22 protein-coding genes, 2 tRNA genes and 2 pseudogenes are annotated in these 26,452 nt (G+C 44.3%); 8 read left to right on the top strand and 18 right to left on the bottom strand.

Going from position 1 to position 26,452, the window contains the following annotated elements:
- Positions 1-2: 2 nt before the first annotated feature.
- Together ACERC6_RS06395 and ACERC6_RS06390 are read right to left on the bottom strand one after the other, a co-directional pair.
- Positions 3-968 (bottom strand): DNA cytosine methyltransferase, encoded by a 966-nt coding sequence (locus tag ACERC6_RS06395; RefSeq protein ID WP_373628226.1) that lies wholly within the window; start codon positions 966-968, stop codon positions 3-5.
- The gene (locus ACERC6_RS06390) at positions 965-1,972 is read right to left on the bottom strand and encodes a homoserine kinase (RefSeq protein WP_373628225.1); all 1,008 of its coding nucleotides are present in this window, start codon (positions 1,970-1,972) and stop codon (positions 965-967) included. The genes ACERC6_RS06395 and ACERC6_RS06390 overlap by 4 nt, the downstream gene beginning before the upstream one ends.
- 305 nt (positions 1,973-2,277) lie before the next feature.
- On the opposite strand from ACERC6_RS06390, the gene hisF reads away from it, so the two are divergent.
- The 5 genes from hisF to ACERC6_RS06365 all read left to right on the top strand — a co-directional run bounded on the left by hisF (position 2,278) and on the right by ACERC6_RS06365 (position 6,251).
- A complete protein-coding gene (hisF, locus tag ACERC6_RS06385; RefSeq protein ID WP_335342694.1) occupies positions 2,278-3,051 on the top strand; it encodes an imidazole glycerol phosphate synthase subunit HisF in 774 nt (257 codons plus the stop codon).
- A 154-nt stretch (positions 3,052-3,205) separates the two neighbouring features.
- Positions 3,206-3,697, top strand: a complete 492-nt coding sequence (gene ribE / locus ACERC6_RS06380; protein WP_284673496.1) for a 6,7-dimethyl-8-ribityllumazine synthase — start codon at positions 3,206-3,208, stop codon at positions 3,695-3,697.
- Between the two features lie 115 nt (positions 3,698-3,812).
- Positions 3,813-4,370, top strand: coding sequence for a transcription antitermination factor NusB (nusB, locus tag ACERC6_RS06375; protein WP_373628224.1), 558 nt, complete (start codon positions 3,813-3,815; stop codon positions 4,368-4,370).
- Between the two features lie 290 nt (positions 4,371-4,660).
- Positions 4,661-5,590 carry a thiamine-phosphate kinase gene (thiL, locus tag ACERC6_RS06370; RefSeq protein WP_373628223.1) on the top strand — a complete coding sequence of 310 codons (930 nt, stop codon included), beginning with the start codon at positions 4,661-4,663 and terminating at the stop codon, positions 5,588-5,590.
- An 85-nt stretch (positions 5,591-5,675) separates the two neighbouring features.
- Positions 5,676-6,251, top strand: a complete 576-nt coding sequence (locus ACERC6_RS06365) for a phosphatidylglycerophosphatase A (protein WP_373628251.1) — start codon at positions 5,676-5,678, stop codon at positions 6,249-6,251.
- A 42-nt stretch (positions 6,252-6,293) separates the two neighbouring features.
- On the opposite strand, the gene ACERC6_RS06360 is transcribed toward ACERC6_RS06365, so the two are convergent.
- A complete protein-coding gene (locus ACERC6_RS06360) occupies positions 6,294-7,907 on the bottom strand; it encodes a hypothetical protein (protein ID WP_373628222.1) in 1,614 nt (537 codons plus the stop codon).
- 252 nt (positions 7,908-8,159) lie between these two features.
- On the opposite strand from ACERC6_RS06360, the gene glmU reads away from it, so the two are divergent.
- The 3 genes from glmU (at position 8,160) to upp (ending at position 11,426) form a co-directional block, all read left to right on the top strand.
- Complete coding sequence (gene glmU / locus ACERC6_RS06355) at positions 8,160-9,512, top strand: bifunctional UDP-N-acetylglucosamine diphosphorylase/glucosamine-1-phosphate N-acetyltransferase GlmU (protein ID WP_373628249.1); 1,353 nt, start codon at positions 8,160-8,162, stop codon at positions 9,510-9,512.
- Positions 9,513-9,563: 51 nt separating this feature from the next.
- Entirely contained in the window at positions 9,564-10,589 is a 1,026-nt protein-coding gene (locus ACERC6_RS06350) for a PTS transporter subunit IIC (protein ID WP_284673500.1), read from the top strand.
- A 195-nt stretch (positions 10,590-10,784) separates the two neighbouring features.
- Positions 10,785-11,426 carry a uracil phosphoribosyltransferase gene (gene upp / locus ACERC6_RS06345; protein WP_284673501.1) on the top strand — a complete coding sequence of 214 codons (642 nt, stop codon included), beginning with the start codon at positions 10,785-10,787 and terminating at the stop codon, positions 11,424-11,426.
- Positions 11,427-11,505: 79 nt separating this feature from the next.
- Here upp and ACERC6_RS06340 read toward each other — a convergent pair whose 3' ends face one another.
- The 15 genes and pseudogenes from ACERC6_RS06340 to tpiA all read right to left on the bottom strand — a co-directional run bounded on the left by ACERC6_RS06340 (position 11,506) and on the right by tpiA (position 26,251).
- On the bottom strand, positions 11,506-11,928 hold the full coding sequence (locus tag ACERC6_RS06340) for a YbaN family protein (protein ID WP_373628221.1): 423 nt from the start codon (positions 11,926-11,928) through the stop codon (positions 11,506-11,508).
- Positions 11,929-12,218: 290 nt separating this feature from the next.
- Positions 12,219-13,718, bottom strand: coding sequence for a SulP family inorganic anion transporter (locus ACERC6_RS06335; RefSeq protein ID WP_373628220.1), 1,500 nt, complete (start codon positions 13,716-13,718; stop codon positions 12,219-12,221).
- A gap of 147 nt (positions 13,719-13,865) precedes the next feature.
- Positions 13,866-15,956, bottom strand: coding sequence for a polyribonucleotide nucleotidyltransferase (gene pnp / locus ACERC6_RS06330; RefSeq protein WP_284673504.1), 2,091 nt, complete (start codon positions 15,954-15,956; stop codon positions 13,866-13,868).
- A gap of 198 nt (positions 15,957-16,154) precedes the next feature.
- The gene (gene rpsO / locus ACERC6_RS06325; protein ID WP_284673505.1) at positions 16,155-16,421 is read right to left on the bottom strand and encodes a 30S ribosomal protein S15; all 267 of its coding nucleotides are present in this window, start codon (positions 16,419-16,421) and stop codon (positions 16,155-16,157) included.
- Between the two features lie 251 nt (positions 16,422-16,672).
- Positions 16,673-17,191: pseudogene (locus tag ACERC6_RS06320) on the bottom strand (opacity family porin); the annotation flags it as partial.
- Positions 17,192-17,467: 276 nt separating this feature from the next.
- Positions 17,468-18,073 carry an opacity family porin gene (locus ACERC6_RS06315; RefSeq protein ID WP_373628219.1) on the bottom strand — a complete coding sequence of 202 codons (606 nt, stop codon included), beginning with the start codon at positions 18,071-18,073 and terminating at the stop codon, positions 17,468-17,470.
- Positions 18,074-18,314: 241 nt separating this feature from the next.
- Entirely contained in the window at positions 18,315-19,235 is a 921-nt protein-coding gene (gene truB, locus ACERC6_RS06310; RefSeq protein WP_373628218.1) for a tRNA pseudouridine(55) synthase TruB, read from the bottom strand.
- The gene (locus tag ACERC6_RS06305; RefSeq protein ID WP_284673509.1) at positions 19,235-19,630 is read right to left on the bottom strand and encodes a ribosome-binding factor A; all 396 of its coding nucleotides are present in this window, start codon (positions 19,628-19,630) and stop codon (positions 19,235-19,237) included. The genes truB and ACERC6_RS06305 overlap by 1 nt, the downstream gene beginning before the upstream one ends.
- 119 nt (positions 19,631-19,749) lie before the next feature.
- Positions 19,750-22,308: pseudogene (gene infB, locus ACERC6_RS06300) on the bottom strand (translation initiation factor IF-2); the annotation flags it as partial.
- A 178-nt stretch (positions 22,309-22,486) separates the two neighbouring features.
- Positions 22,487-23,968 carry a transcription termination factor NusA gene (nusA, locus tag ACERC6_RS06295; RefSeq protein ID WP_373628217.1) on the bottom strand — a complete coding sequence of 494 codons (1,482 nt, stop codon included), beginning with the start codon at positions 23,966-23,968 and terminating at the stop codon, positions 22,487-22,489.
- A gap of 59 nt (positions 23,969-24,027) precedes the next feature.
- Positions 24,028-24,525 carry a ribosome maturation factor RimP gene (gene rimP / locus ACERC6_RS06290; RefSeq protein WP_284673511.1) on the bottom strand — a complete coding sequence of 166 codons (498 nt, stop codon included), beginning with the start codon at positions 24,523-24,525 and terminating at the stop codon, positions 24,028-24,030.
- A 181-nt stretch (positions 24,526-24,706) separates the two neighbouring features.
- Positions 24,707-24,783, bottom strand: a tRNA-Met gene (locus tag ACERC6_RS06285).
- 206 nt (positions 24,784-24,989) lie between these two features.
- Positions 24,990-25,074, bottom strand: a tRNA-Leu gene (locus tag ACERC6_RS06280).
- Positions 25,075-25,124: 50 nt separating this feature from the next.
- Positions 25,125-25,451: a preprotein translocase subunit SecG gene (gene secG / locus ACERC6_RS06275; protein ID WP_284673512.1), complete on the bottom strand. Its 327-nt coding sequence runs from the start codon at positions 25,449-25,451 to the stop codon at positions 25,125-25,127.
- A 62-nt stretch (positions 25,452-25,513) separates the two neighbouring features.
- Positions 25,514-26,251: a triose-phosphate isomerase gene (gene tpiA, locus ACERC6_RS06270; RefSeq protein WP_373628216.1), complete on the bottom strand. Its 738-nt coding sequence runs from the start codon at positions 26,249-26,251 to the stop codon at positions 25,514-25,516.
- Positions 26,252-26,452 lie beyond the last annotated feature (201 nt).

Below are 26,452 nucleotides of genomic sequence, written 5' to 3'. Positions count from 1 at the left end.
TCCTAATATGATTTGATGTTTTTTAAAATGGCTTTTAAAACAGGAATTGCCACGCTATTGCCAAACTGCTTATAGGCTTGGGCGTCTTTTGGGTTGATGATAAAATCATCACCAAAGCCTTGTAATCTGGCACATTCTCTGGGGGTGAGTTTGCGAATGTGTCCGTCTATGTGGTACAGTCCCGTTTTTGCCCCAATGCCCCCGCCATGAGCCGATAGCGTAATGGCATGACCGTCCGTATGATAAATACGCTCGCCTTGTCCGCCTTTACCGACAATGCCAATTTGAATGGGTTTGTTGGGTAATATTTTATTGCCATGTTTATCAAAAATGGCTTGATAATTATTTTTAAAAATAACATCATCACGCTGTATTGGGGCAATATGGGAATGATTTTGTAAAATATCCAAAACACAAATCGGGGAATTATCGCCAATGGGAAAAGTAAAGCCATCTTGTTGTAGGCTGTCATGAAACCCGACAATGTAAATCCGCTCTCGGTTTTGAGGTACACCAAAATGCGATGCGTTTAATACTTGATAATGCACACGATAGCCCAAGTCATTTAAATGAGCTAATATTACTTTTAGGGTATTGCCATTATCATGCTTGGCGAGATTTTTGACATTTTCTAATAGGACGATTTTGGGGGTGTGGTGTTTAATGATACGCACAATATCAAAAAACAACGTCCCACGCACATCATCAAAGCCTTTTTGCTTGCCAGAGATAGAAAACGCCTGACAGGGAAATCCTGCACACAAAATATCATGGGCAGGAATGTCGTGTTCGGCAATCTGGGTGATATCGCCATGTGGCATGATGCCATAATTGGCGTGGTAAGTGTGGCAGGCGTGGCGGTCTATCTCACTGGCAAACACGCAAGTTGCCCCAAAATGGCTTAGAGCTTGATGAAAACCGCCAATACCTGCAAACAAATCAATAAAGGTGCTTTGGGCTAAATTCATGAGCGGACAGCACGCCCCCAATGCAAACTCGCCAGCCGTTTCATCAAATCAGGGTTTTTTACCATAATGTCATCGCCTGTACGCCCTTGTTCACGATTATAGTGGATAACATTTAGGCGAAGCAACCAAAAGATTGCGGCAGAGTAAGCAAGCATGACAGGCAGGGCAATTTTTTCATCATTGGTAAGCGGACGAATGCTTTCATAACCGTCAATAAAAGCCGTCATTTTATCAGTGCTAAAATTGACGCTTTCGCCATCAGTCGCATTACCCCAAGTGGTACAAAAATCATTGATGGTAATGGCAATATCCATCAGATAACGCTCAACCGATACCTCTGTAAAGTCAAGCAGTCCTGTTAGACTAGCCGTATCATCTGAAAAGTCCCACAGCGTATTATCCGTAAACATATCCAAATGGCACAAGCCTTTTGGCAAATCATCAGGCAGATTGGCATAAGCTGTCCAGATGTCATTCATAAGACGAGCCTCATCAGAGGGCATATAGGCGGTCTCACGGTCTTTGACCCTTGTCCAGTCATAAAGTGGCACGCCGTACTTTTCGGCAGGCTCTAAGGTTTTTAGGGTCTGATGCAAAGTTGCCAATGCTTTTCCCATCTCAAAGCACATGGATTCATCGGTATTGGCAGGGTGTGAACCTGATAATTTTGGCACCACCAAAATCGCCTTATTCTCATATCGCATGACACAATCTTCGCCGATATTTTGACCCTTAGCGGTCAGCTTGATGAGTGGCGAGGCGATCGGTAGCTTGTCTTTTAGGGCGTGCATGACGGTCGCCATTTTAATAATATCAGCAGGCACTCGCTCTTCGTATAAAGTAAACACATAAGAGAAGCTCTCACCACTGTCCGTATCGGTCTGGATAAACCAATTAGAATTTTTGATACCTTGCGTGATGGGAATGGCTTTATTAAACTTCACACCGAACAAACCACAAAACGCAAAAAATTCATCATCAGACAGGTGGGTATAGACAGACATGGCAGGCTCTCGGTAATAATGGATAAAATAAAATCAGCCAAAATGGCTATTTTAAAACTTTTTGGATAAATTTACCATAAAAAACCACCAGATAGGTGGTTTTAATCTGCTAGCAACTAGGCTAGAGATTTAAAAATCTTGAATAAAAATGACAATAAAAAAATAATGATGTAAAAAAGGCAGTACAAACAATCAAATTGATCAATAAATAAGCCCCAAGAAAAAATCTCTACCAAGATGGTTGTATAAATACGCCTTTATTGTCATAATAAGTGCAACAAATCAGATATCACATACAAGAGAAAATCATGCTAGCAAAACGCCTAATCCCCTGCCTTGATGTTGAAAATGGTCGAGTTGTCAAGGGTGTAAACTTTGTGGACATTAAAGATGCAGGCAATCCTGTTGAGGTTGCTACTCGCTACAATAATGACGGTGCCGATGAGATTACTTTTTTGGACATCACCGCCACCAGCGATGGGCGAGACACCACCTATCATATGGTAGAACAAATCGCCAAAAATATCTTTATTCCACTGACAGTAGGTGGTGGCGTGCGTAAAATTGACGACATCAGAAATCTGCTAAACGCTGGAGCGGACAAGGTTGGTATCAACTCTGCTGCCATCACCAACCCTGAGCTGGTCAGCGATGCCGCCGCTCGCTTTGGTTCTCAGTGCGTCGTGGTCTCTATTGATGCCAAGCGAGTGGTACGAGCAGATGGTAGCATTGGTTTTGAGATTTTTACACATGGCGGTCGCCGTGCTACTGGCATTGATGCGGTTGAATGGGCGGTTGAGATGACCAAAAGAGGAGCAGGCGAGCTACTTGTTACTAGCATAGATGGCGATGGCACACGAGCAGGCTATGATTTGTTGCTCACACGCACCATTAGCAATCTTGTGAATATCCCTGTCATTGCATCAGGTGGCGTGGGCAACTTACAACACCTAGCCGATGGCGTACTCCAAGGCGGTGCTGATGCGGTGCTAGCAGCAAGCATCTTCCACTTTGGCGACCATACCATCTTTGAAGCCAAACAGTACATGGCAGAACAAGGCATCTCTGTCCGCCTTTGATGGATTGGGCGAAAGACAAATAAAACCAACTTATTTACCATCAGAAAAGCCACTTGGTCGCAACCAAAACGCACGAGAACCGCCCTATTTTTGCCAAAATATGCTATCATAAGCAAAATTTTATACCCATTTTTTAGTAAAAAACGAGTCAACTATGAACTACACCACCCAAAAATCTGCCGTCACTCACCTTGATGGTGCTTTAGACCAAAATCAAGACCTACGCATCGCCATCGCTGTCGGTCGCTTTAACGGATTTTTGGTTGAGAGTTTGGTAGAAGGGGCATTAGACGCCCTATTGCGTCATGGCGTACAAGGTCAAAACATCACTGTCGTGCGTGTGCCAGGGGCATTTGAATTGCCTTTAACCGCTCAAAAACTCGCCAAATCAAAAAAATATGACGCCATCGTCGTTTTGGGTGCGATTATTCGTGGAGCGACACCACATTTTGACATCGTAGCTAGCGAGTCTGCCAAAGGCTTATCTAAAGTTGCTCTAGATTATGACATTCCTGTCATCAATGGCATTCTTACCACCGAAAACATCGAACAGACCATTGAGCGAGCTGGCACCAAAGCAGGCAACAAAGGCTATGAAGCTGGCATGACTGCCATTGAGATGGCAAGCGTATTAAAGGCGATTTAATAATCTGGTATTGGGGCGGTTTTTCATCAGTAACAGCATTGAATATCGCACCTTGCTCCAATTTTTCCATTGAAAGATGATTTCAATGTAGCACTATTTTATTTTAAGGTATATTATGAACACCACCAACGACCAATTCAACATCAACGAAACAGGCTATAAAACCAGCTACACCGCCGTGCGTAAGGCTCGCCGATTTGCAGTGCAAGGTCTGTATGAATGGCTGATGACCGATTATCGTTTTGCCACACAGAGTCGTGATTTATTAGGTGGTAATGAGCCACACACGATTGTCGCCCGTACTCGTAGCGAAAATGCCATGCACACAGTGCATCTAGGCTATTATCATGAGCTAATGCGTGAGATTCCCATACAGGCAGGCGAGTTGATTGTGGATATTTCTCGTTATCTTGACCGCAATTTTGACAAGTTAGATACCATCGAAAAAGCCGTACTACTCATCGGTGCATACGAATTAAAACACAGCCTGCACATTCCATACAAGGTAGTGTTAGATGAAGCCATGCAGTTAAATACTCACTTTGGGGCAACCGATGGGCATAAGTTCATCAATGCCATCTTAGACAGATATGCCAAAGAGGTGCGTGCTAGCGAAAAACAAGGTGCCAACTTACATTCTACTGATACAAACCCCCTGCCAAATCTGGACTAAATCCAAAAGTGGCACACCGATAAAAACGGCACACCAAAAATGCTAAATTTTCATTAAAAATCCCTGTTTGCTAAGCAGGGATTTTTAAAAATTTCAAAAACAATGTAGATATTCAAAGGTTTAAAAGCAACCACTCTTTTATTAACCGTGCCATTGTTATTGGTTTTTTCGCTATTTTTATAATATAGGTACAGTCAAGCCAAACAGTCTAACCATCATCATATGGCAAACATCAATTAGATTGTGATTCATGTGCTTTTAAGACTCATCATCCGACCAGAATACCCATAATGTCCGAATTTTCTTTAATCAATACGCATTTTAAAAACAGCACCAACCGACACCAAAATACCGTACTAGGGATTGGTGATGATTGTGCTGTCAGCACCATTTCAGCCAATACCGAGCTTGTCAGTTGCATGGATACGCTGATTGCAGGGCGACATTTCGCCTTTGAAACCACCGCTTATGCCATCGGTTATAAGTCGGTGGCGGTTAATTTATCCGACCTTGCCAGTATGGGAGCTACACCTTATGCAATTTTGTTGGGACTGTCTTTACCCAAAAACAATGCAAATTGGCTAAAAGAATTTGCTTTGGGTGTGTCAGATATTTGCAATCAATTTCATGTAGAGTTAATCGGCGGCGATACCACAAAGTCAGATGTCTTGACCATCAGTGTTACCGCTTTAGGTTTTGTCAAAAAAGGACAGGCTATTAAACGAGGTGGGGCAAAAATTGGCGATATGATTTGTGTCAGTGGTAACATCGGCACAGCAAGCCTAGCATTATCACACATTTTAACTGGACAACAAACCACCTTACAAAATGCGTTGGATTTGCCCATGCCTAAGGTGGATTTAGGTCAAAAACTGGTCGGTTATGCCAGTAGTATGATTGACATATCAGATGGCTTGGGGCAAGATTTGGGGCATATCTTAACAGCCGGCGGTGTCGGAGCAGTGCTTCATCTGGAGGATATTCCCTGCGATGATGAGGTGGATGCCCTGCCTTTTGATAAAAAATATCAACACATTTTAAATGGGGGTGATGATTATGAGCTGTGCTTTACAATATCAAAAGACAACTTTGATAAATTCAATGCTCTTCACCCCAACCAAATTTTCAAGATTGGCAAGATTACAGAACAACAAGGCTTACAACTGTACCACCGCCATCAAAAAGTGGATATTGCTATTCAGGGCTGGGAACATTTTTGATGAATGGTTTAAAAAGCGATAATATCAACAATCAATGCCCAATCCAAAAAATTTATTAACCAACCTTTTTACCGATAAGGCAATTATTATGAGCCATAAACCCAATATTTATAAATCTAACATTTGCCCACCTTGCCCAAGTTCCGCCACACTTTGGGAAAAATGCGTTTATTGGCTTGGTATCGGTCTAGGCTCTGGCTTGCCAAAACGGGCGGCAGGCACTTGGGGGACTTTGGGAGGATTGATGATTGCCCTACCAATGTTGTTGTTGGGATTTTGGGGTTTTTTAATCATAACGCTCATTGGTTGTTTGGTGGGTAGTCATATTTGCGGTAAAACTTCGGATTTGATGAATGTGCATGATGACCCACATATCGTTTTTGATGAATGGGTGGGAATGTGGATAGCGTTATTACCAAGCGTTTGGTTGCTTTGCTCGGATAAAAATCCAGTGCAGTCGGTGCTGATGCACCCTTTGCTTGCTGTGTTGTTCATCATTCCTTTTATCTTGTTTCGCTTTTTTGATATTATTAAACCCTTTCCCATTAAATGGGTGGATAAAAATGTCTCTGGCGGATTTGGCATTTTGATTGATGATGTCTTAGCAGGGGTGATGGCAGGGATATTGATGGTTTTGGTAAGCAGATTTATCATTGCTTAGTTCAGCTTGGCTCATCTATTTTGTGACACATAGCCAAGCATCTCATGCGTTGTTATTGTTTTCATGCTTCATCTGATGACCAACTATCACAAAATACAGCACACTCAAAACAAACAGCCCAAGTTGAAACACGCCCAACATAGAAACTGGGTCTGACACATACAAAGGCAGGCACATCATCAGCATCGCCAGTAAAACAATAAAACGACCAAATGCCGATTTAGGTTGTTGATGGTGTCTTTGCGGCACACAGATATCCTGATCAGCACCATAAGCCACATCGTATAAGAGCGAATAGTGGACGGTTTGTTTTTGTGCTCGAGGATACGCCATGAGTGCATAAAACGCCACGCATAAAAACCAAACAGGAATGAATACAAAAAACAAATGCACGCCACTCATCAGCAAGATGACAGCAAGCAAAAGCCCAAACAGCCAAGTCTTGATTGCACTTATGTTGGCAGATTTACCCCCATACCAAAACGGTCGCACGCCCAGACGAGGTAGGATAAAATGCTCACAAGCAATGATTGCTCCCACAGGTGCCATGACGATATTAAAATACGCCATCAAATCCAACCACTTCAAAAAAATCAATGGCAAGCACGCCACTGCTGTCGTCAGCACGCCAAGCAACAATACAGTCTTAGTAAAACCCAAGTGCCATAAAGCATCAAAGGCTAATGCCGCACGGTACAAACTAGGCACAGCAGTAGTAACCGATGCCAGTACCACCGCCAATACCCCTGCCAACCCCAAAATCGGCACAACCACCCCACCGATGTCAAGTTCATGTACAGACACGCCCAGTAATATGGCACTGCCCGCCCCGAGCATACCTGCCCCCACCCATGCCACAAAATGACCGCCATAGCACGCCCATACCGAATGATAGCCATATCGCCATTTCTTAGCAAATCGCAATGTGCTCATATCACCCAAGCCCAGATGCAAAGGCAGATTTAGCCCCCATGTAAAAACTGCAATATGCCACATACTAAGCGACCTATTATCAGAAGACGGCGTCCACAAATAAGTAGAAAAAATCTCACCAAACGACAAGCCTGATTGTTTCCCTGATTGCCATAAAATTGGTAAACTTGCCAAAGCACATACAACAAAAATAACAAACAGATAAGGCGAAACATACCGAGCAAAATTTGTCAGCTGTCTAAACCCCATAAGGCTAATTAGTACAACCATCAAACCAACAAACCCCACCAAAATGACAAACAGCATACTGCTAGGATACCAATTCATCTGAGGGGGCTGTCCTATTATCCCTTGTATCGCTTGTGCGGATATGGTCATCATACCCCCTGCGATGACTAGGAAAATAAGACCGTTCACCACATTGAACACACGCACAAAACCCACGCCTGCCGTGCGAGACAGATATTCATACAAAGTCAATCTGGCACGCACTGCCACAGGTGCACACACCCAAGCCCAGCTTAGCACTGCCAGCAGATTGCCCATGACAAGCCCCACGAGTACTGCCATCGGAGATGCACCCCAAGCTGCAAAAGCCGCCCCAATCACAAACTCCCCACCAGCCACATGCTCAGCAGCATAAGTGGCAGCAAAATGAGAACCGCCCAACAGCTTATCGCTAGGCACTCGGACATTTGTGTATTCTGATTGGCTTGGTTTCATAAAACTCATGGGAATATTATCAACATTATCAAGTAATTATCCAAATGATTAAGCCACCATAAGACAAGTAGCAAAAAAGAGTCTGATGACGCATCATCATTTCAACGGCGAACTGATGCTAACAGTTGATGGCTGAAAAACAACCAGATGACCAAAACCAACTGTTATCTTGCACTTATTATATGCTAAAATAACCAAAGCATACATTCATCATTTTATATTTTGGTTATTAAAAATACCCATTAAGGATCTATCATGCTTAGCGTCATCATCATGGCAGCAGGTAAAGGCACCCGCATGAAATCTACCAAACCCAAAGTCTTGCAACCTTTAGCAGGCAAGCCTTTACTTGGTCATGTCTTAGACACCGCCAAAAAACTAGGCAGTCAACAGAACATCATCATTTATGGCTTTGAAGGCAAGCAAGTCAAAAATGTGTTTTCAAATGAAAGTATTGATTGGGTAGAGCAAGCTGAGCAGTTAGGCACAGGGCATGCTGTCATGATGACCTTACCTGTACTGCCAAGTACAGGAAAAAGCTTGATTTTATCAGGTGATGTGCCTTTGATTGGCGTAGATACCTTAAGTAAATTGGTGGAGAATGACAGCCCCTTTGCCATGCTAACCATGAGCGTAAACAACCCATTTGGACTGGGCAGAATCATTCGCCAAGATGGCAAAGTCATTGCCATTGTTGAACAAAAAGACGCCACCGACGCCCAAAGACAAATCACCGAAATCAACAGCGGTGTGTACTGCGTAGCAAACGAAATCCTGCATAAATACCTAAAGAACCTAAACAACAATAACGCCCAAGGCGAGTATTATCTAACCGATATTGTCAAAATGGCGGTGGACGATGGCATTGATATTGCTACCGTATCGCCCACACACGCTTTTGAGATTGAGGGTGTCAATGACCGTTTACAGCTAGCCCAATTAGAACGCACTTGGCAAATCCATCAAGCAAATCAGCTCATGCAAGCTGGCGTGCATATCATTGACCCCACTCGCTTTGATTTGCGTGGCAATCTAACAGTCGGCAGAGATGTTGAGATTGATATCAATGTGATTTTTGAGGGCGACTGCATACTTGGCGACAATGTCAAAATCCAAGGAGGCTGTGTGATTAAAAACACCACCATTGCAAGCAATACAGTGGTTGCTCCTTATAGCATTCTTGAAAATGCAATCGTAGGTGAGGCTAACAAGATTGGACCATTCGCCAGACTTCGTCCAAACGCAGTAACAGCGGACAATGTTCATATCGGTAACTTTGTTGAGCTTAAAAATACCCAAATGGCAAGCGGTGCAAAGGCCAATCATTTGGCGTATCTAGGAGACAGTACTGTGGGCGAGCGTACCAATGTGGGGGCTGGCACGATTACTGCCAATTATGATGGCGTCAATAAACACAAGACCACCATCGGCAAAGAAGTACGCATTGGTTCTAATGCAGTATTGGTCGCCCCTGTCGTGGTGGGCGATAAAGCCACCATTGGGGCAGGCTCGGTCATCACCAAAGATTGTGAGGAGAATAAGCTGACCATCGCTCGTGGCCGACAATCCACCATCAGTGGCTGGATACGACCTGAAAAAAACTAAGGTCAGCTCCACCAAAACTCATCATTCACCATCAGCCGTATCTATATATCTATGCGTAACTTTAACATCACCACTCACCTAGAACGCCAAAACATCGTCTTGTCTTGGCGTAGATATGGCATTGACGCCCTAAATGGCATGACTCTTGGATTGTTCAGTTCACTCATCATTGGACTGATTTTAAAGAACATCGGCACTTGGGCAAACATCGCACCATTGGTCAATGTCGGCACACACGCCCAAGCTGCAGTTGGGGCAGCGATTGGGGCGGGGGTTGCTTTTGGACTAAAAGCACCACCACTTGTGCTGTTTGCTAGCGTTGCTACAGGCTTGGTTGGTGCTGAACTTGGCGGCGTGGTTGGGGCATTGGTCGCTGTAGTGGTTGGGGCAGAGATTGGTAAGCTGTTTTATAAGACCGCCCCTATTGACATCATCATCACGCCTGCCATCACGCTGATTACAGGCGTGACAACCGCCCAACTCATCGCTCCCGCCATCTCAAGTCTGATGACTTCTTTGGGTGATTTTATTAGCTGGTCCATGGCTCTTTCACCCATCTTGATGAGCATCGTCATTGCCATCGCTATGGGTATGCTACTCACCCTGCCCATCTCTAGTGCTGCCATCGCCATCAGCTTGGGGTTATCCGACCTATCAGCAGGAGCGGCGACAGTTGGTTGTGCTGCCCAGATGATAGGCTTTGCGGCGATGAGCTATCGAGACAATGGCATCTCTGGCATCATCTCTCAAGGATTAGGTACAAGCATGATTCAGATGCCAAATATCCTAAAAAACCCTTATATTTGGCTACCTACCATATTGGCAGGGGCGATACTTGCACCGATTGCTACGGTGATTTTTGGCATGACCAACATTCCCATCGGTGCTGGTATGGGTACTTCAGGCTTGGTGGGGCAAGTTGGCACGATAGAGGCAATGGGAGCTAGTGTGCATACACTGATGCTTATTGTGCTGTTTCATGTGATACTACCCGCCATCTTGACACTCGCCATCTCTCGCATTATGCGTCGCAAAGGGCTAATTAAAGATGGAGATTTAACCCTGACCAATCTTTAATTGATTTTAATCCCCCTTGCCCACTTAGGCTTGATTGTCCATTTTATTACCAAAACCAACAAGCCTAAGCCTTGCCATCATCAAACAGGAAACTTTTATACAAGAATCGTCAATCAACTATTTTAAAATCACCCCACAGTTGGTATCATATACAAAGAATTAAGACAGAACTAAACCAAGTAGAGCATAAACCCCATGAACAATTTAGACATTCAAGTCATCGACCACCCTTTAGTCCGCCACAAGCTATCCTTGATGCGTGCAGCTTCGTGCAACACTTATCGGTTTCGCACCCTAACCAAAGAGCTAGGCAGATTGATGGCGTACGAAGCCAGCCGTGATTTTGAGATTGAAACCTTTAAAATGCAAGGGTGGTGTGGTGAGATTGACGGAGAGCAGATTAAGGGCAAGACAGTAACGCTTGTGCCTATCTTGCGTGCTGGTATTGGTATGCTTGACGGTGTACTTGACCTGTTACCCACTGCTAAAATCTCAGTTGTCGGCTTGCAACGAGATGAAGAGACGCTTGAGCCTGTGCCATTTTTTGAGAAATTTGTCAGCGACATTGACAGACGCCCTTCTCTGATTCTAGACCCAATGCTCGCTACAGGCGGTAGTATGGTTGCTACCATTGATATGCTCAAAAAGCATGGATGCACCAACATCAAAGCTCTTGTTCTGGTCGCCGCCCCTGAAGGCGTGAAACTGGTAAATGATGCTCACCCTGATGTTAAAATTTATACCGCCGCCCTAGATAGTCATCTTAATGAAAATGGCTACATCATTCCTGGTCTTGGTGATGCAGGCGATAAGATTTTTGGCACCAAACAAATCTAAACACCTGATTTAATTATTGCCATTATAGTCAATAAAAATATCCGCACAGTCAGCTGTTGCGGATATTTTTGTGATTGATTTAGGCATCAGGCAATCTTGCCATCCAAATCCCCACGCCCAAGCACAGCACCATAAATAGCCCACCAAGCCATAGCCTACCATCAGGCAGACGAAAGAACATCAGCACACAAGACAACAGCATCATACCCCACGCCAAATATTTGGCGAAACGGGGCATGGCTCGTCTCTCTTGCCAGTCTCTTAATATCTTACCAAAAACCTTGTGATTCATGAGCCTTGCGTGAAAGCGTCGTGAGCTTTTTGCCCAACAATAGCCTGCCAATAAAATGAACACCGTTGTCGGCACACCTGGTAAAACCACCCCCACAATACCAAATCCCACAAAAATAAAACCCATAATCAAAAATGCCAAACGCAGCCATGGGTTGTTGTGCAGCTGCTGATTTTGCTTGGGCAAGCGATGATGTTGATGGTCAGACATGACAACACAAAATGGCAGTGGGCGAGTGGATAACTCCGATGGTTTGGCAGATGAGCGATTCAAAATACAATCCATTAAAAATAATAACAACTAAATCACCAAGCGAATGCCTGATGGTAGGTTATAATTATAGCATTTCAACTCTCGCTGTAAGATTGAAAATAAAAATAATACACTTTAATATAGTGAAACAACACCACACCATAGGGCATGATGATTGTTTAATCGGTTTCTTACGCATTCAATAAGCCCTACCATCACCCCATGCCATGACATATTAAAAGGCTTTGCTAGTGCGTGGTCAAAATATCCACATCAACTTCCTTATCGTGCGTACCAAATTTATCCACTAAGGTTTTACTGGCTTCATTTAAGCCAATGACATCCACCGCCACCCCAAGTTTGCGGTATTTTAGCACCACCTTATCAAGAGATGATATAGCGGTAACATCCCAAAAATGAGTATGGGTTAAATCAATACTCACCGACTTGACCGCCTGATAATCAAAACTTGCCACAAACTCATCAGCACACGCAAAAAACACCTGACCGATGACTGCATACGCCATACTGTCATCATCGCCTGTGGGCAAAGGGCGTACCGATAGGTAACGCCCAATTTTATTGGCAAAAAACAACGCTGATAACAGCACACCTGCAAACACGCCTAAAGCAAGGTTGTGGGTATAGACCACGATTGCAACCGTGATTATCATCACGATGTTAAAACCAACGGGGTGCGTTCTTAGCTCCTTGACTGACTGCCAGTTGAATGTGCCAACAGACACCATAATCATCACTGCCACAAGTGCTGGCATGGCAATAATTTTTAATAAATCACTCAAAAACACCACCATGATGAGCAAAAATACCCCAGCAAGCAAAGTGGATAAACGAGTGCGACCACCTAATTTGACATTGATGACAGACTGACCTATCATCGCACAACCTGCCATACCACCAAACAGCCCAGCCACAATATTGGCAACGCCCTGCCCCTTACATTCTTGGTTTTTGTCGCTATCGGTTTGAGTCATCTCATCAACGATGGTGGCAGTCATCAAAGATTCTAGCAATCCTACCGCCATAAGACTAAATGAATACGGCAACACAATCATCAGAGTTTGTAAATTAAAAGGCACATCAGGCAACAAGAACACAGGCAATGTATCAGGTAGCTTGCCCATATCACCCACCGTCCGCATATCCATGCCCATGACATATGCCACCGCCGTCAAAACGACAATGGTAACCAAAGGAGATGGCAACAACGAGCCGATGATGGGCAGGCGTGGAAACAGATAAATAATAGCAAGACCTGCCACCACGAGAGCGTAGGTTGTCATGCCATGACCGATAAGCTCAGGCATCTGTGCCATAAAAATCAAAATCGCCAACGCATTGACAAAGCCTACCACCACCGCACGAGCCACAAACCGCATAAGCAGCCCAAGTTTTAAGAAGCCTGCGATGATTTGCAAAACTCCTGTCAAAATCGTCGCAACAAGTAAATACTGTAGCCCATGCTCTTTAACTAAAGTTGCCATGACTAACGCCATCGCCCCCGTTGCTGCCGACATCATGGCAGGACGACCACCAAAAAAGCTAATCACCACCGCAATACAAAACGATGCGTACAGCCCCACCTGCGGATCCACCCCTGCAATGATAGAAAAAGCAATCGCCTCTGGAATGAGTGCCAGTGCCACCACAAGCCCTGACAACACATCGCCACGCACATTACCAAACCATGCGTCTTTTGAAAAATGCTTGGCAAAATTGATGAGCATACCACCCCCTCTTGATGATGTAAAAAATTTGGCAGTATAAAGAAATCTGCCCAAAAAGTCCAACAAAACAAAACCACCCCATTCGGAGTGGTTTTATGCTTATCATGATTAGCCATAATGCTAGCATGATGACTGCATGAAAGCAGATTATTGCTCAATGCCTTTCATGGTCAATTTGATGCGTCCACGATTGTCAATGTCTTGAACCTGTACCTTGACCGTTTGACCTTCGGTTAGGTAGTCGGTAACATTTTCTACACGCTCATCAGAGATTTGGCTAATATGTACTAAGCCATCTGTACCTGGCAAAATGGTAACAAACGCCCCAAACTCCACGATGCGAGCCACTGTTCCTGTATAGACCACACCCACTTCCACTTCGGCAGTAATCGCCTCAATCTTGGCAATGGCAGCACGAGTAGAGGCTTTAGATTCACCAAAGATACGAATGGTGCCATTGTCATCAATATCAACTGTCGCACCTGTCTCTTCGGTCAAGGCACGAATGGTTGCACCACCTTTGCCAATGACATCACGGATTTTTTCAGGGTTGATTTCAATGGTGGCGTAGTTTGGTGCATGGGCATTGATTTCAGTGCGAGAAGTTGCAATGACCTCATTCATGGCATTTAGGATATGGATACGACCTGCGTGTGCTTGGCGTAGGGCTTGCTCCATAATCTCTGGAGTGATGCCCTCAATTTTGATGTCCATCTGCAAGGCAGTGATACCATTGACAGAACCTGCCACTTTAAAGTCCATATCGCCCAAGTGATCTTCATCGCCCAAGATATCAGAGAGTACAGCAAATCGATCGCCTTCTTTAACCAGACCCATAGCAATACCTGCTACTGGGGCTTTTAGCGGAACGCCAGCGTCCATAAGCGACAATGAAGCACCACAAACACTCGCCATCGATGACGAACCGTTAGACTCAGTGATGTCTGATACCACACGAATGGTATAAGGGAAGCGATCCGCCTTTGGTAACACTGCTTGTACACCACGACGAGCCAAGCGACCATGACCAATTTCACGGCGTTTTGGACCGCCCTCACGACCTGTCTCGCCCACCGAATAATGCGGAAAATTATAATGAAGCATAAAATGGTCTTGTTTAGTACCTGACAAGGTATCAACCAAGCTCACATCACGAGTTGTGCCAAGCGTGGTAGTAACAAGTGCTTGGGTTTCGCCACGAGTAAAGAGTGCTGAACCATGCGTATAAGGCAATACACCCACCTGAATGTCCAAAGCACGCACGGTGTCTAAATCTCGCCCATCAATACGGGGTTTACCTGATAGGATATTATCACGCACGGTGCGGTATTTTAGGGTTTCAAACAGCTCTTTAATTTCTTTTACCTTGTCGGCATGGTCTTCGGCAGTTTCGTCCCCTGCCAGTAGCAATGCTTCTTTGGCAAGTTCGTCTAGGCGAGCATAACGGTCTTGTTTAACAGTGATGGTATAAGCCTCGCTCACTTTAGCGGTGAACTGCTCTTTTAGGGTGTTGTTTAGCTCTTCGTTGATGGCAGGAGCAACAAACTCAGCTTTGGCATTGCCAACGGCTTGAGCAAAAGCATTAATGTTATCAATAACGATTTGCTGCTGAGCGTGTCCGTATAGCACCGCCCCAAGCATTTGGTCTTCAGACAGCTCATCAGCTTCTGATTCAACCATTAACACGGCTGATTTTGTTCCTGCAACAACCAAGTCAAGCGAGCTGTCTTTCATTTGGGCAAGATTTGGGTTTAAAATGTATTCATTGCCAATAAAGCCCACACGAGCCGCCCCAATCGGACCGTTGAACGGTGCAGGGCTAATCGCCAGTGCTGCTGACGCACCAATCATCGCTGCAATATCAGCATCTTGGGTTTTGCCTGATGAGATGACGGTAGCGGTAACTTGAATCTCGTTATAGTAGCCCTCTGGGAACAACGGACGGATAGGACGGTCAATCAAACGACTGGTCAGAGTTTCAAATTCTGATGCACGACCTTCTCGCTTGCCATAGCCTCCTGGAATCTTACCAGAAGCGTACATTTTTTCTTGGTAGTTTACAGTCAATGGGAAAAATTCTTGACCTGCAACAGCTTCTAGGCGTACAACCACTGCCACCAGTACAGAAACATCACCCATATGTACAAGCACACTGTTCGCTTGACGAGCGACACGACCTGTTTCTAGGACGACTTGTTGATTGCCATATTGAAATTCTTGACGAATAATGTTAAACATAAGGTTTCCTTATAACTTTAATTGCAAACCATAAAAGGCTAATGCTTGATTTTTAGATCAATGGCTTTAAAATTCAGGCATTAGCATTCTAAGGCACTGCAATTAGGATTTTAAAAAATTAAAAAACGGCGTTCATAAAAACACCGTTTTTCATTTAGGGTTTGCTGGCAAAAACCAACAGTAAAACCCAAACACCCATTAACGGCGTAGTCCAAGTTCACTGATAAGAGTAGTGTAACGGTCTAGGTCTTTGCCTTTTAGGTAGTCTAGTAGCTTACGACGCTGGTTTACCATACGAATCAGACCACGACGGCTGTGATGGTCAGCTTTGTGAGCTTTAAAGTGACCTTGTAGGTCATTGATACGAGCAGTCAAAAGAGCTACTTGCACCTCTGGGCTACCTGTGTCGTTCTCGCCTCGTTTGAATTTAGCGATGATTTCTTCACGTTGTTGATTGGTTAGCATGACTAATCCTTAAAAATACGCAATGCAAAAAAGTACAGGCAAACATCGCATTGCTAAGGTTTGCCTAAGCCTATCGGCACATGGGTTGATTATAACACAAAAATTTTAAAAAGTCATTTTAAAATCACAAAATCAAAAATCCCTCTGCGTGAAGAACAAAGGGATTTTAACAATTCCATTAAAAAATTAGAAATTGTAGCGTAGTCCAACTTTAGCACCGTATTGGTTGACTGCTGTACCATCAAATTTGCCTAAATAGTTGTCGCCACATCTAGTGTAAGCTGTGAATTTAGAGCATACTGTGCACCAACAGTGATACCTGTACCAAGTTTGGTCATTTTCTTTGATTCATTATAATTTTCATTCTTCAAAGAGCCATCTGTTGACATGATAGTCTTAAACCCTTCTTCTTGATAGTTGAGTTGATTGATGCCAATACGCACACCTGTATATGGTGTGAAACCTTTGTTGGTTTGATAGTCATAAAAAGCAGATGCACCCACTGACTGAACTTTCAAGGTTTCCGTCCATTCGTCATAGTCAGGCCTACCACGCTCTCCTATCAAGCCTTTTGCTTTAATTTTACCAAAATTGGTATAATCTAACGCATAGCGTGTCGCACCAAAATCTTTACCAACTGCAATACCAAATCCCGCCTTACCATACGTCCCATTATCTTGAATTTTTAGTTTTGATGCACCAACATTACCCTGAACATACACACTGCCGGTATCAGCCATCGCTAGAGTTGAAATGCTTGCCACTAGGGTAGCTAAAAGTAACTTTTTTCATCATTGTTCCTTAAAAATCACCTTAGTCAAGCCTAAGGTCTGTGAAGAAATACACTTTTTTACAAAAGCTTAGCTATTATACCCCCCTGCAATATTTTGCAAGTGAAAATTAAAGAAATATTACAAAAAATTATCTTTGCGTTATAAAAATCGCTCTCTATGTATACTTGTTATAAAGCTCAAAAAAATAAAAGCCCCTTGCCAAAAAACAAGGGACTTTTTTAAAACTTAGAAAAAACAAGGGGTTTTTAAAACTTAGAAAGCATAACGCAAGCTGGCTTTAGCACCATATTCCTTGATTTTAAAGTTATCTACTTTACCCAAATGGTTATATTCTACACCACCATCAATCGTCCATTGTGGACTAACAGCATATGACACACCCGCCACAGCACCCACGCCTATTTGAGTTTTCTTGGCACTGATAGATGGGTAATGTGGCTTATCGGCGGTCACTCTATAATTTCTATCAAAACTTAGTTTGTTAGCAGCCAAGCGAACGCCAGCATATGGCGTAAAGCCTGAATAAGACTGCAAGTCATAGATAGCAGACACCCCCAATGAATGTGCTTTTAGGGTAGTTTTGCGGTAGTCATTTGGATCATTAGCAAAGCCTGTTTCGGTGTGCTGAATTTTACCAAAATTGGTATAATCCACCGCATAGCGTACCGCACCCAAATCTTTACCAACAGACACAGAAAGTGTCATATCTTTATCTTTGATTTTGCTTTGGATATCTTTACTGTTTAGGCTAGATACGCCCACTGAGCTTTGTACATAGGTATTAGCACCATTAGTAACATTGGCAACTGCTGTTGCAGACAGACTGGTCATCACAAGCATTGAGAGTAATTTTTTCATAAATCATACCTTAAATATTGCAAAAAAGTTTGTACCCAAATCATATTTTTAGATAATATCGCCAATCACCGACATCATAAAAACAGGCAGTGATGGGCATGCAATCAAAAACTTGGGTATTTTATGCTAACAGCTGACAGATTGCAACCAAAATTGTATGATTACATGGACAACCGATACACTTAATGGTCAAACACACTGTTTTGGCAAACATATTTATCAAAACAAACTTGACTTTTAATTATGCCACCAATCGCAAAGGCTGTAATCGCCCATTTGTCTCTAGTCGCCCAAGCCCCACAAAACAATCATCATGATACAGGCGAACTTGACAACTCTCATGGGCGACATCAAGCCTACTCATACGGTCTTTAATGTTAAGTCTTTGCCCCATTTTGATGCGTGCAGTTTCGTCAGTGGTCAACTGGATAATGGGTAAATGGCCAAGCAAAACATCAATCGGTAGCAGTTTGTCAAAACGCTCATCAAAAGACAAACCTAATAGCTCATCAAGACTGATCGCACTTGCGACCTCAAATCCACCTGTGCTTGTGCGGTACAGGGCAATCAGATGCCCCACCGTCCCTAGTCTCTTAGCAATCGTCTCGCCCAATACTCGCACATAAGTACCCTTAGAGCAGATGACCTCAAGGGCAATCTCATCATCACTTAGCCAAGTTAACTTTAGATGATGAATGACAATGGGGCGAGCCTCTCGCTCCACCTCAATGCCATCTCGAGCATATTCATAGAGTTTTTTGCCGTCTTTTTTTAGGGCAGAATACATGGGCGGAGTTTGCAACTGCTTACCTGTAAGCAAGTGGGCAATGTCGTTTAATTGCTCTTGAGCAAAGGGCGGTATGGGGGCAGTTTTGATGGTTTGACCCTCTTTATCGCCTGTGTCGGTCTGACTGCCTAGCTTGATGATGGCGGTATAGCCCTTGTCAGCATCTAGCCCAAAGGCACTAAATTTGGTCGCCTCACCCAGACAAATCGGCAAAAGCCCTGTTGCCATTGGGTCAAGCGTACCTGTATGCCCTGCTTTTTTGCTGTCAAATTCTGCCGACATGAACAGGCGTTTGGCTTGAGCAAGGGCGGTATGCGAGCTGATGCCACTGGGTTTGTTAAGCAGTAATACACCTGAGACGATTTGTTTAGCCATCACTCGTCCGTCTCACTCACACTCTCGCCTGTTTTTTTCATGGCTTCGCTAACAAGGGCTGCCATGTAGTTACCATGTGCAGTTACTTCATCATAATGAAATCTTAGGCGTGGCGTGGTGCGAGTTTTCATCGTGTGAGAGAGTTCGGTACGCAAAAATCCTGCGGCGTTTTTTAAGACTTTTAAGCTCTCACGATGTGCATCAATATTCATGCCACCGTCTTGGGTCGGTTCTAGAATCGTTACATAGACATCAGCATAACCCAAATCAGGGCTAACTTTGACACTAGAGATGGTTACAAACCCTGTCAAACGGGGGTCGTTAATCTCATCACGGATAAGTACAGACAGTGTACGCTGAATTTGATCAGCTAGGCGTTGTAGGCGTTGATTCATAATGTTTTCCTTATTTGGAATGACTGATTGCAATGATTGTAATATGTTGTGGCTAGTATAATATATTTTTTATAAAGAACAAAACCCTACATCAGTAGGGTTTTGTTGATCGTTAGCGATTATAATTCACGCTTTACTTCGTGAATCTCAAAGACTTCAATCTTATCGCCAGCAGCGACTTCATAGCCCTTGACCGCAAGACCGCATTCCATACCAGATTTGACTTCATTCACATCGTCTTTATAGCGACGCAGTGATTGTAGCTGACCTGTGAAAATAACCTTATCATCACGCAGAACACGGATAGGCTTGTTGCGATAGATGGCACCTTCTTGAACCATACAGCCTGCCGCCGCACCGAACTTGCTTGAGCGGAATACTTCACGCACCTCAGCAATACCCAAGATTTTTTCACGGTGTTCAGGAGCAAGCATACCACTCATCGCCGCCTTGACATCGTCAATCAAGCCATAAATCACGCTATAATAACGAATATCTAGCCCTGCTTCATCTGCCTTGCGTTTGCCTGCTGTATCGGCACGCACATTAAAGCCAAGCAATACCGCTTCACTAGACTCCGCCAAAATCACATCGGATTCACTAATCGCCCCCACACCTGAGCTGATGACACGCACTTTCACCTCATCGGTCGATAGCTCATCTAATGCACCCAATAGAGCCTCTAGCGAGCCACGCACATCGGTTTTTAAGATGATGTTCAGCGTTGAGATTTCACTACCCATGTTCTCAAATAGCATGTCTAGACGCATCTTGTTTTGACGATCTAAGATGCGTTCTCGTTCACGAGCAGCACGGAAATCTGCCACTTCACGGGCTTTTTTCTCATCAGAGACCACCAAAAACTCACTGCCTGCCATCGGTGCATCAGGCAAACCCAAAATCTCTACAGGAATTGATGGACCTGCCGTCTTGATACGCTGACCGTTTTCGTCATTCATGGCACGAACTTTGCCGTAGAACTCACCGGCCAACACCAAATCGCCTTGGTTCAGCGTGCCTTTTTTGACAAGTAAACTTGCCACCGCACCACGACCTTTGTCAATGCGTGATTCAATGACCACGCCTTGTGCCGCACCATCAATCGGTGCTTCAAGCTCCATGACTTCTGCTTGGATACTGATGGTCTCAAGTAGCTCATCAATACCCATGCCTGTCTTGGCAGAGACTTGAATCATAGGCACATCACCGCCCCATGCCTCAGGCACTACTTCTTTAACCGCAAGCTCGTTGATGACACGGTCTGGATCGGCAGTGTCTTTGTCCATCTTGTTGATGGCGACAATCAGCGGTGTGCCTGCTGCACGAGCATGGTCAATCGCCTCTTCGGTCTGTGGCATCATGCCATCATCAGCTGCCACCACCAAAACCACGATATCAGTTGCCTGTGCACCACGAGAACGCATGGCAGTAAAGGCGGCGTGACCTGGTGTGTCTAGGAAAGTAATCACCCCTCGGTCAGTTGTTACATGATATGCACCAATATGCTGTGTGATGCCACCTGCCTCGCCACTGGCGACTTTCGCCTCACGAATCTTATCAAGTAGCGATGTCTTACCATGGTCAACATGACCCATGATGGTAACTACAGGTGGGCGAGCTTGTACATTGCCCGATTTTTCATCTACAGACTCTTGTAGGTCGTCTTCTAGCTTGGTGTCTGAGACCAATACCAAATTATGACCAAATTCTTCAACCACAAGACCTGCAGTATCTTGGTCAATGGTGTCAGATTCACGCACCATCTCACCCATTTTCATGAGTGATTTGATGACCTCACGCACCTTGACCGCCATTTTTTGGGCAAGGTCAGAAACAACGATGGACTGCCCCACCTCAACATTATAAATAATTTTTTCAACAGGCATTTCAAACTTATGCTTGTTAGACTGCGAAGATTTTAGACCACGCTGTTTAGGACGAATCTCAAGCTCTTCTTTGCCTTTTTTCTTACCGCCTTTGCCACGAGCGTTATTGGTGCTTGCACCACGCTTAATCTCACGACGCTCTTTTTCAAACGACTCTTCTAGTGCAGCACCTACCAAGCCTTTGGCAAGCGGTTCATCTTTACGCACGATGGTGCTAGTGGCATCGTCTTTTTCTGAATAACGACTTGCCATCTGCTTCATCTGCTCAAGCGTGCGTTTTTGAGCCTCTTCGGCTGCCTTACGGCGATTTTCTGCTTCTAGTTGGCGTAGTTTTTCTTCTTCTGCCTCACGAGCCAAGCGAGCTTTTTTCACCTCTGGTGTCTCAACCTTGCTAGGCTTGGCAGTTTTTTTGTTTTTATCTGATTTGTTGTCAGCTTTATTGGTGCTGTCGTCTTTTTTGGTTTTTTTGACCACAACGGTAGCACTTGATACTTCTGCTGGCGTACCGCTTTGGGTATTAGCACGCATGGCAGCCAAAGTTGCTGCTTGACGCTCTGCTGCTTCTTTTTTGCTGCGTTCGGCGGCTTGTTTTTCTTCGGCGGCTTTTAGGCGTGCTTCTTCAGCCGCTTTTGCTTGGGCAGCGACTTCTTCAGCGATTTTGTTAGCGTTAGGTTTTTCAAAGACGATTTTTTTGGTTTTGACGACATTGACCGCCTTAGCTTTACCTGATGTTCCAGTTACTTTGGCAGTAGAAGTGGTTTTTGATTTAATACTGATGCGTTTATTTTCTTTATCTTGGGTATTATCTACCATGTTTTTCACCTAATTCTTGGCAAAGGCAATACCAAATTTGTAGCATTGCCAATTTATCTGATGGCTTGCCAAATCACGCAAATTAGGTGTTTTGGCAAGCGACTAATTCAATGCAAAGGCACCCATTATAAGGCACTCGCACAGGCGGCACGCATGGTTATTCAAACCACGATTGGCGTGCACTCATGATAAGATCGCCTGCAAGTTTACTATCTAGACCTTCAATGTCCTCAATGTCAAATACCGCCTGCTCTGCCAAATCGTCTAGCGTAATAACATCACGCTCAGCCAATTTATAGGCAATCTCAGTGGTCATGCCTTCTAAAGCAAGCAACTCAGCACTTGGTTCTTTGATGTTTTTTTGTTTTTCAAGCTCATCAGCGATGACGATTTCTTTGGCACGCTCTTGAATGGTGGCGATCACTTCATCGTCCAAACCGTCAATATCATAGAAAGTCTCAACAGGTACATAAGCGACTTCTTCAATGCTAGAGAACCCAATCTCCGCCAGTGCCTCTGCCAAGTCTCTATCCACCTCTAAACGCTCGTAGAATAGGCTGATGGTCGCCTCCGATTCTGACGCTTGACGCTCTAGGTATTCAGACTCTAGCATCATGTTAAGTTTATAGCCTGTCAGTTCTGATGCTAGGCGAACATTTTGTCCTTGTGAGCCAATGGCACGAGCCAACTGGTCATTGGTAGCAAAGATAATATCGGCAGTTTTGGCGTCTTCATCTAGTACAAGGCTTGACACATCGGCAGGCTCTAAGGCACTGATGATGTATTGGGCAGGGTCATCGCTCCACACCACGACATCAACACGCTCACCGTCTAGCTCTTGCTGTACCGCTTGGATACGAGTGCCACGCATACCAATACACGCACCCACAGGATCAATGCGATGGTCATTGGTTTTTACAGAAATCTTGGCACGCATACCTGGCAGACGAGCCACATCACGAATCTCAATGATGCCCTCGCTAATCTCTGGCACTTCTTTGGTCATCAAGGCAATCAGCATATCTTTGTTTGTACGAGACAATAAAAGCTGTGAGCCACGACCATCACGGTTCACTTGATACAATAAAGCGGTTACTCGTGATTTTGGACGCAACATCTCTCTTGGCAAAGACTGTTCTTTGGCAAGATAGCCCTCAGCATTCTCGCCTAAGTCAATCACATAGCCATCACGGCTTTGTTTTTTGACCTCGCCTGTGATTAGCTCGCCAATGCGTGCTTCAAAAGCATCGGCAACCAATGCACGCTCTGCTTCACGAATCTTTTGTATGATGACTTGCTTGGCTTGAGTAGCAGCGATACGACCAAACTCAATGGATTCAATTTGCTCTTCTTTGATATCGCCGATTTTCCACTCATTTTCATCCAAATCACTGATGGCAAGCTGACAAGCTGGCATCTCGTGATCTTCATCTGCCACAACCGTCCAATAACGGTAAGTGTCATAATCGCCCGTCTTACGGTCAATTGATACACGAATGGCAACTTCTGGCTGTTCGGTATAAACTTTTTTCTTGGTAGAGACAACTAACGCCTGCTCAATCGCCTCAAAAATATCTTCAGGATTTAGCCCTTTTTCGTTACTTACCGTCTCAACAACGGTCAAAATCTCACGGCTCATATAACACCCTTTGGGTTAATTTTCGGTTAATCTTATTGATAAATAAAGCACTAAAAGCATCAGCCTTCATAGATCAAATGTGCTTTATCTACATTATTAAATTCAATCTCAAATTCTAGCTTATCTTCAGTAACAACCGTCATACTGCTCTCGCCTGCCGTCATCAAGCGACCTACGACCTTACGGCGTTTGGTATCGCCTTGTCCGATGGCGTGAATCAGACGCAAATTGACAATTTCACCGATGAATAAGGCAACTTGTTCAGGTGTGAATAGCGGACGGTCAAAGCCAGGACTTGACACCTCCAAAATATATTCGCCTGCAATCGGATCATGCACATCAAGCACACCTGACACTTGATGATTGACCGCCGAACAATCCTCAATGGTGATATGCTCGCCATTGGCACGCTGTTTGGCATCGACCTCAATATAGATACGGAGCAAAGATTTGCGACCTTGTGGCATGAACTCAATACCCCACAGGTCAACACCGCACGCACGCACAGCAGGTGCGATCAGCTCGGTCAATTCAGCGATTTTACTCGATGGTTTCATATTGCTTGGTATGTCCTTTAATAAAAATGACCTGTTTGTATTGTATCATCTGTAAATGACAAATACAAAAAAACCCACAAAACTCTTGTTGGTGGGCTTTAGATTTATTAGCCTAATCTTATCTGCTTGATAAGATACCCCATGTGTTACCAGTAGGTAAAAACAATAAGGATTTAAAAAGTGGTAGCGGGGGCTGGATTTGAACCAACGACCTTCGGGTTATGAGCCCGACGAGCTACCAGACTGCTCCACCCCGCATCAATTTAGAACACCATTCTATCATGATTTTTTAGGTTGTCAAGCGTTTTGTTAAAATTATTTGTATTCTAATGGCATGATAGATGGTTCATACTCTAATCGTGCCTCAGAACCGCACAGCACCATATTGGCAAATTTTGCTTGAACTACTTAAAAGACCAAACCATTAAAAAACCGAACGACGAACATCACTCGGCTAAAATATTTGGTGCGATCGGAGGGACTTGAACCCTCACGCCGTGAAGCACTACCCCCTCAAGATAGCGTGTCTACCAATTCCACCACGATCGCAAAGTAGCACTTATTATAACGATAAATCTTAAAATATCAAGTGATTTTTATTAGTGCGTGTCTGTCGGTGTTTCGTTGGTGCTTGGCGTACTCATTGCTGGCATCGTGTGAGCCATAGGTATGTCAATACGGCGCTGGTCTTCTGCTTGACGCTGAGCGTACCAAGCCAAAACCAAACTGGTAACAAAAAACACCGTCGCTAGCACAGCAGTAGCACGAGTCATAAAATTGGCTGAGCCTGCTGCACCAAATACCGTGCCTGCTGCACCTGCACCAAATGACGCACCTGCATCAGCACCTTTGCCATGTTGCAACAAAATCAAGCCAACCATGGCGATGGCAACCACAATATGAAAAACCAATAATACTGTAAACATAATCTAAAATCACTGCTTGATGATATTTTTCAATCTTAACTTTAAAACCAACCCAAATGATATCAGCTGAATGCTTGAGCGATGAGAGAGAAACTCTCTGCCTTTAATGACGCACCACCCACCAACGCACCATCAATCACTTCACAGGTGGCAAGCTCTTTGGCGTTGTTATCATTGACGCTGCCACCATATAGCACACCCACATCATCAATGCCTTGGCTTGCCAAGTTCGCCTTAATGTGGCGGTGCGTAATCGCAACTTCATCAACTGTCGGCGTAAGCCCAGTGCCAATCGCCCACACAGGTTCATAAGCGATGAGTAGCTGTTGTTTAGGCACATCTAAGCCATGAAGCACAGACAACTGTTCGTCTAGCACCGCCAAGGTTTCGCCTTGATCGTACTGCGTCTTCGTCTCGCCAATACACAGCACCACAACCAAACCAACATCAATGGCGTGCCTAATCTTATCTGCTAGCACCACATTCGTCTCGCCATGATAGCTACGGCGTTCTGAATGACCGATGAGAGTGAAGTTTGCACCCATATCAACCACTTGGGTGGCGGATACATCGCCTGTGAATGCACCCGTCTTGCCAAATGCACAGACATCTTGAGCACCCACCCAAACAGATGAGTCTTTTAAAATCTCTTTAACCGCCCCAAGATGCAAAAAAGTAGGACAACAACCAATATGGCAACTTGCCTGCTTTGATGCCAAACTGATGGCGTGAGCGAGTGCGGTGGCATCAGCGAGCGTTGCTGGGTTTAATTTCCAGTTACCAATGACATACTTAATCATGATAAGTCCTTTGATTGACCCCTACTTAAAAATAAATGCGGTTTATAAACAGGTCATTATAACGCATTTTTTTGATAATACGCAGATTTTTTGTTGTTTTTTATCACAAACCGACAAAAAACATACTCACGATACAGCAAATATAGTATCATGTAGGGCATGATAGCAATCACTTTCGCCGATCACTTTGACCCATAATTT

The sequence above is a fragment of the Moraxella sp. E33BD genome, from assembly GCF_041807865.1.
Classification (GTDB): Bacteria; Pseudomonadota; Gammaproteobacteria; order Pseudomonadales; family Moraxellaceae; genus Moraxella; species Moraxella haemolytica.
The sequence above is the reverse complement of the archived record's forward strand: the minus strand, read 5'-3'. Positions and strand labels throughout refer to the sequence as shown.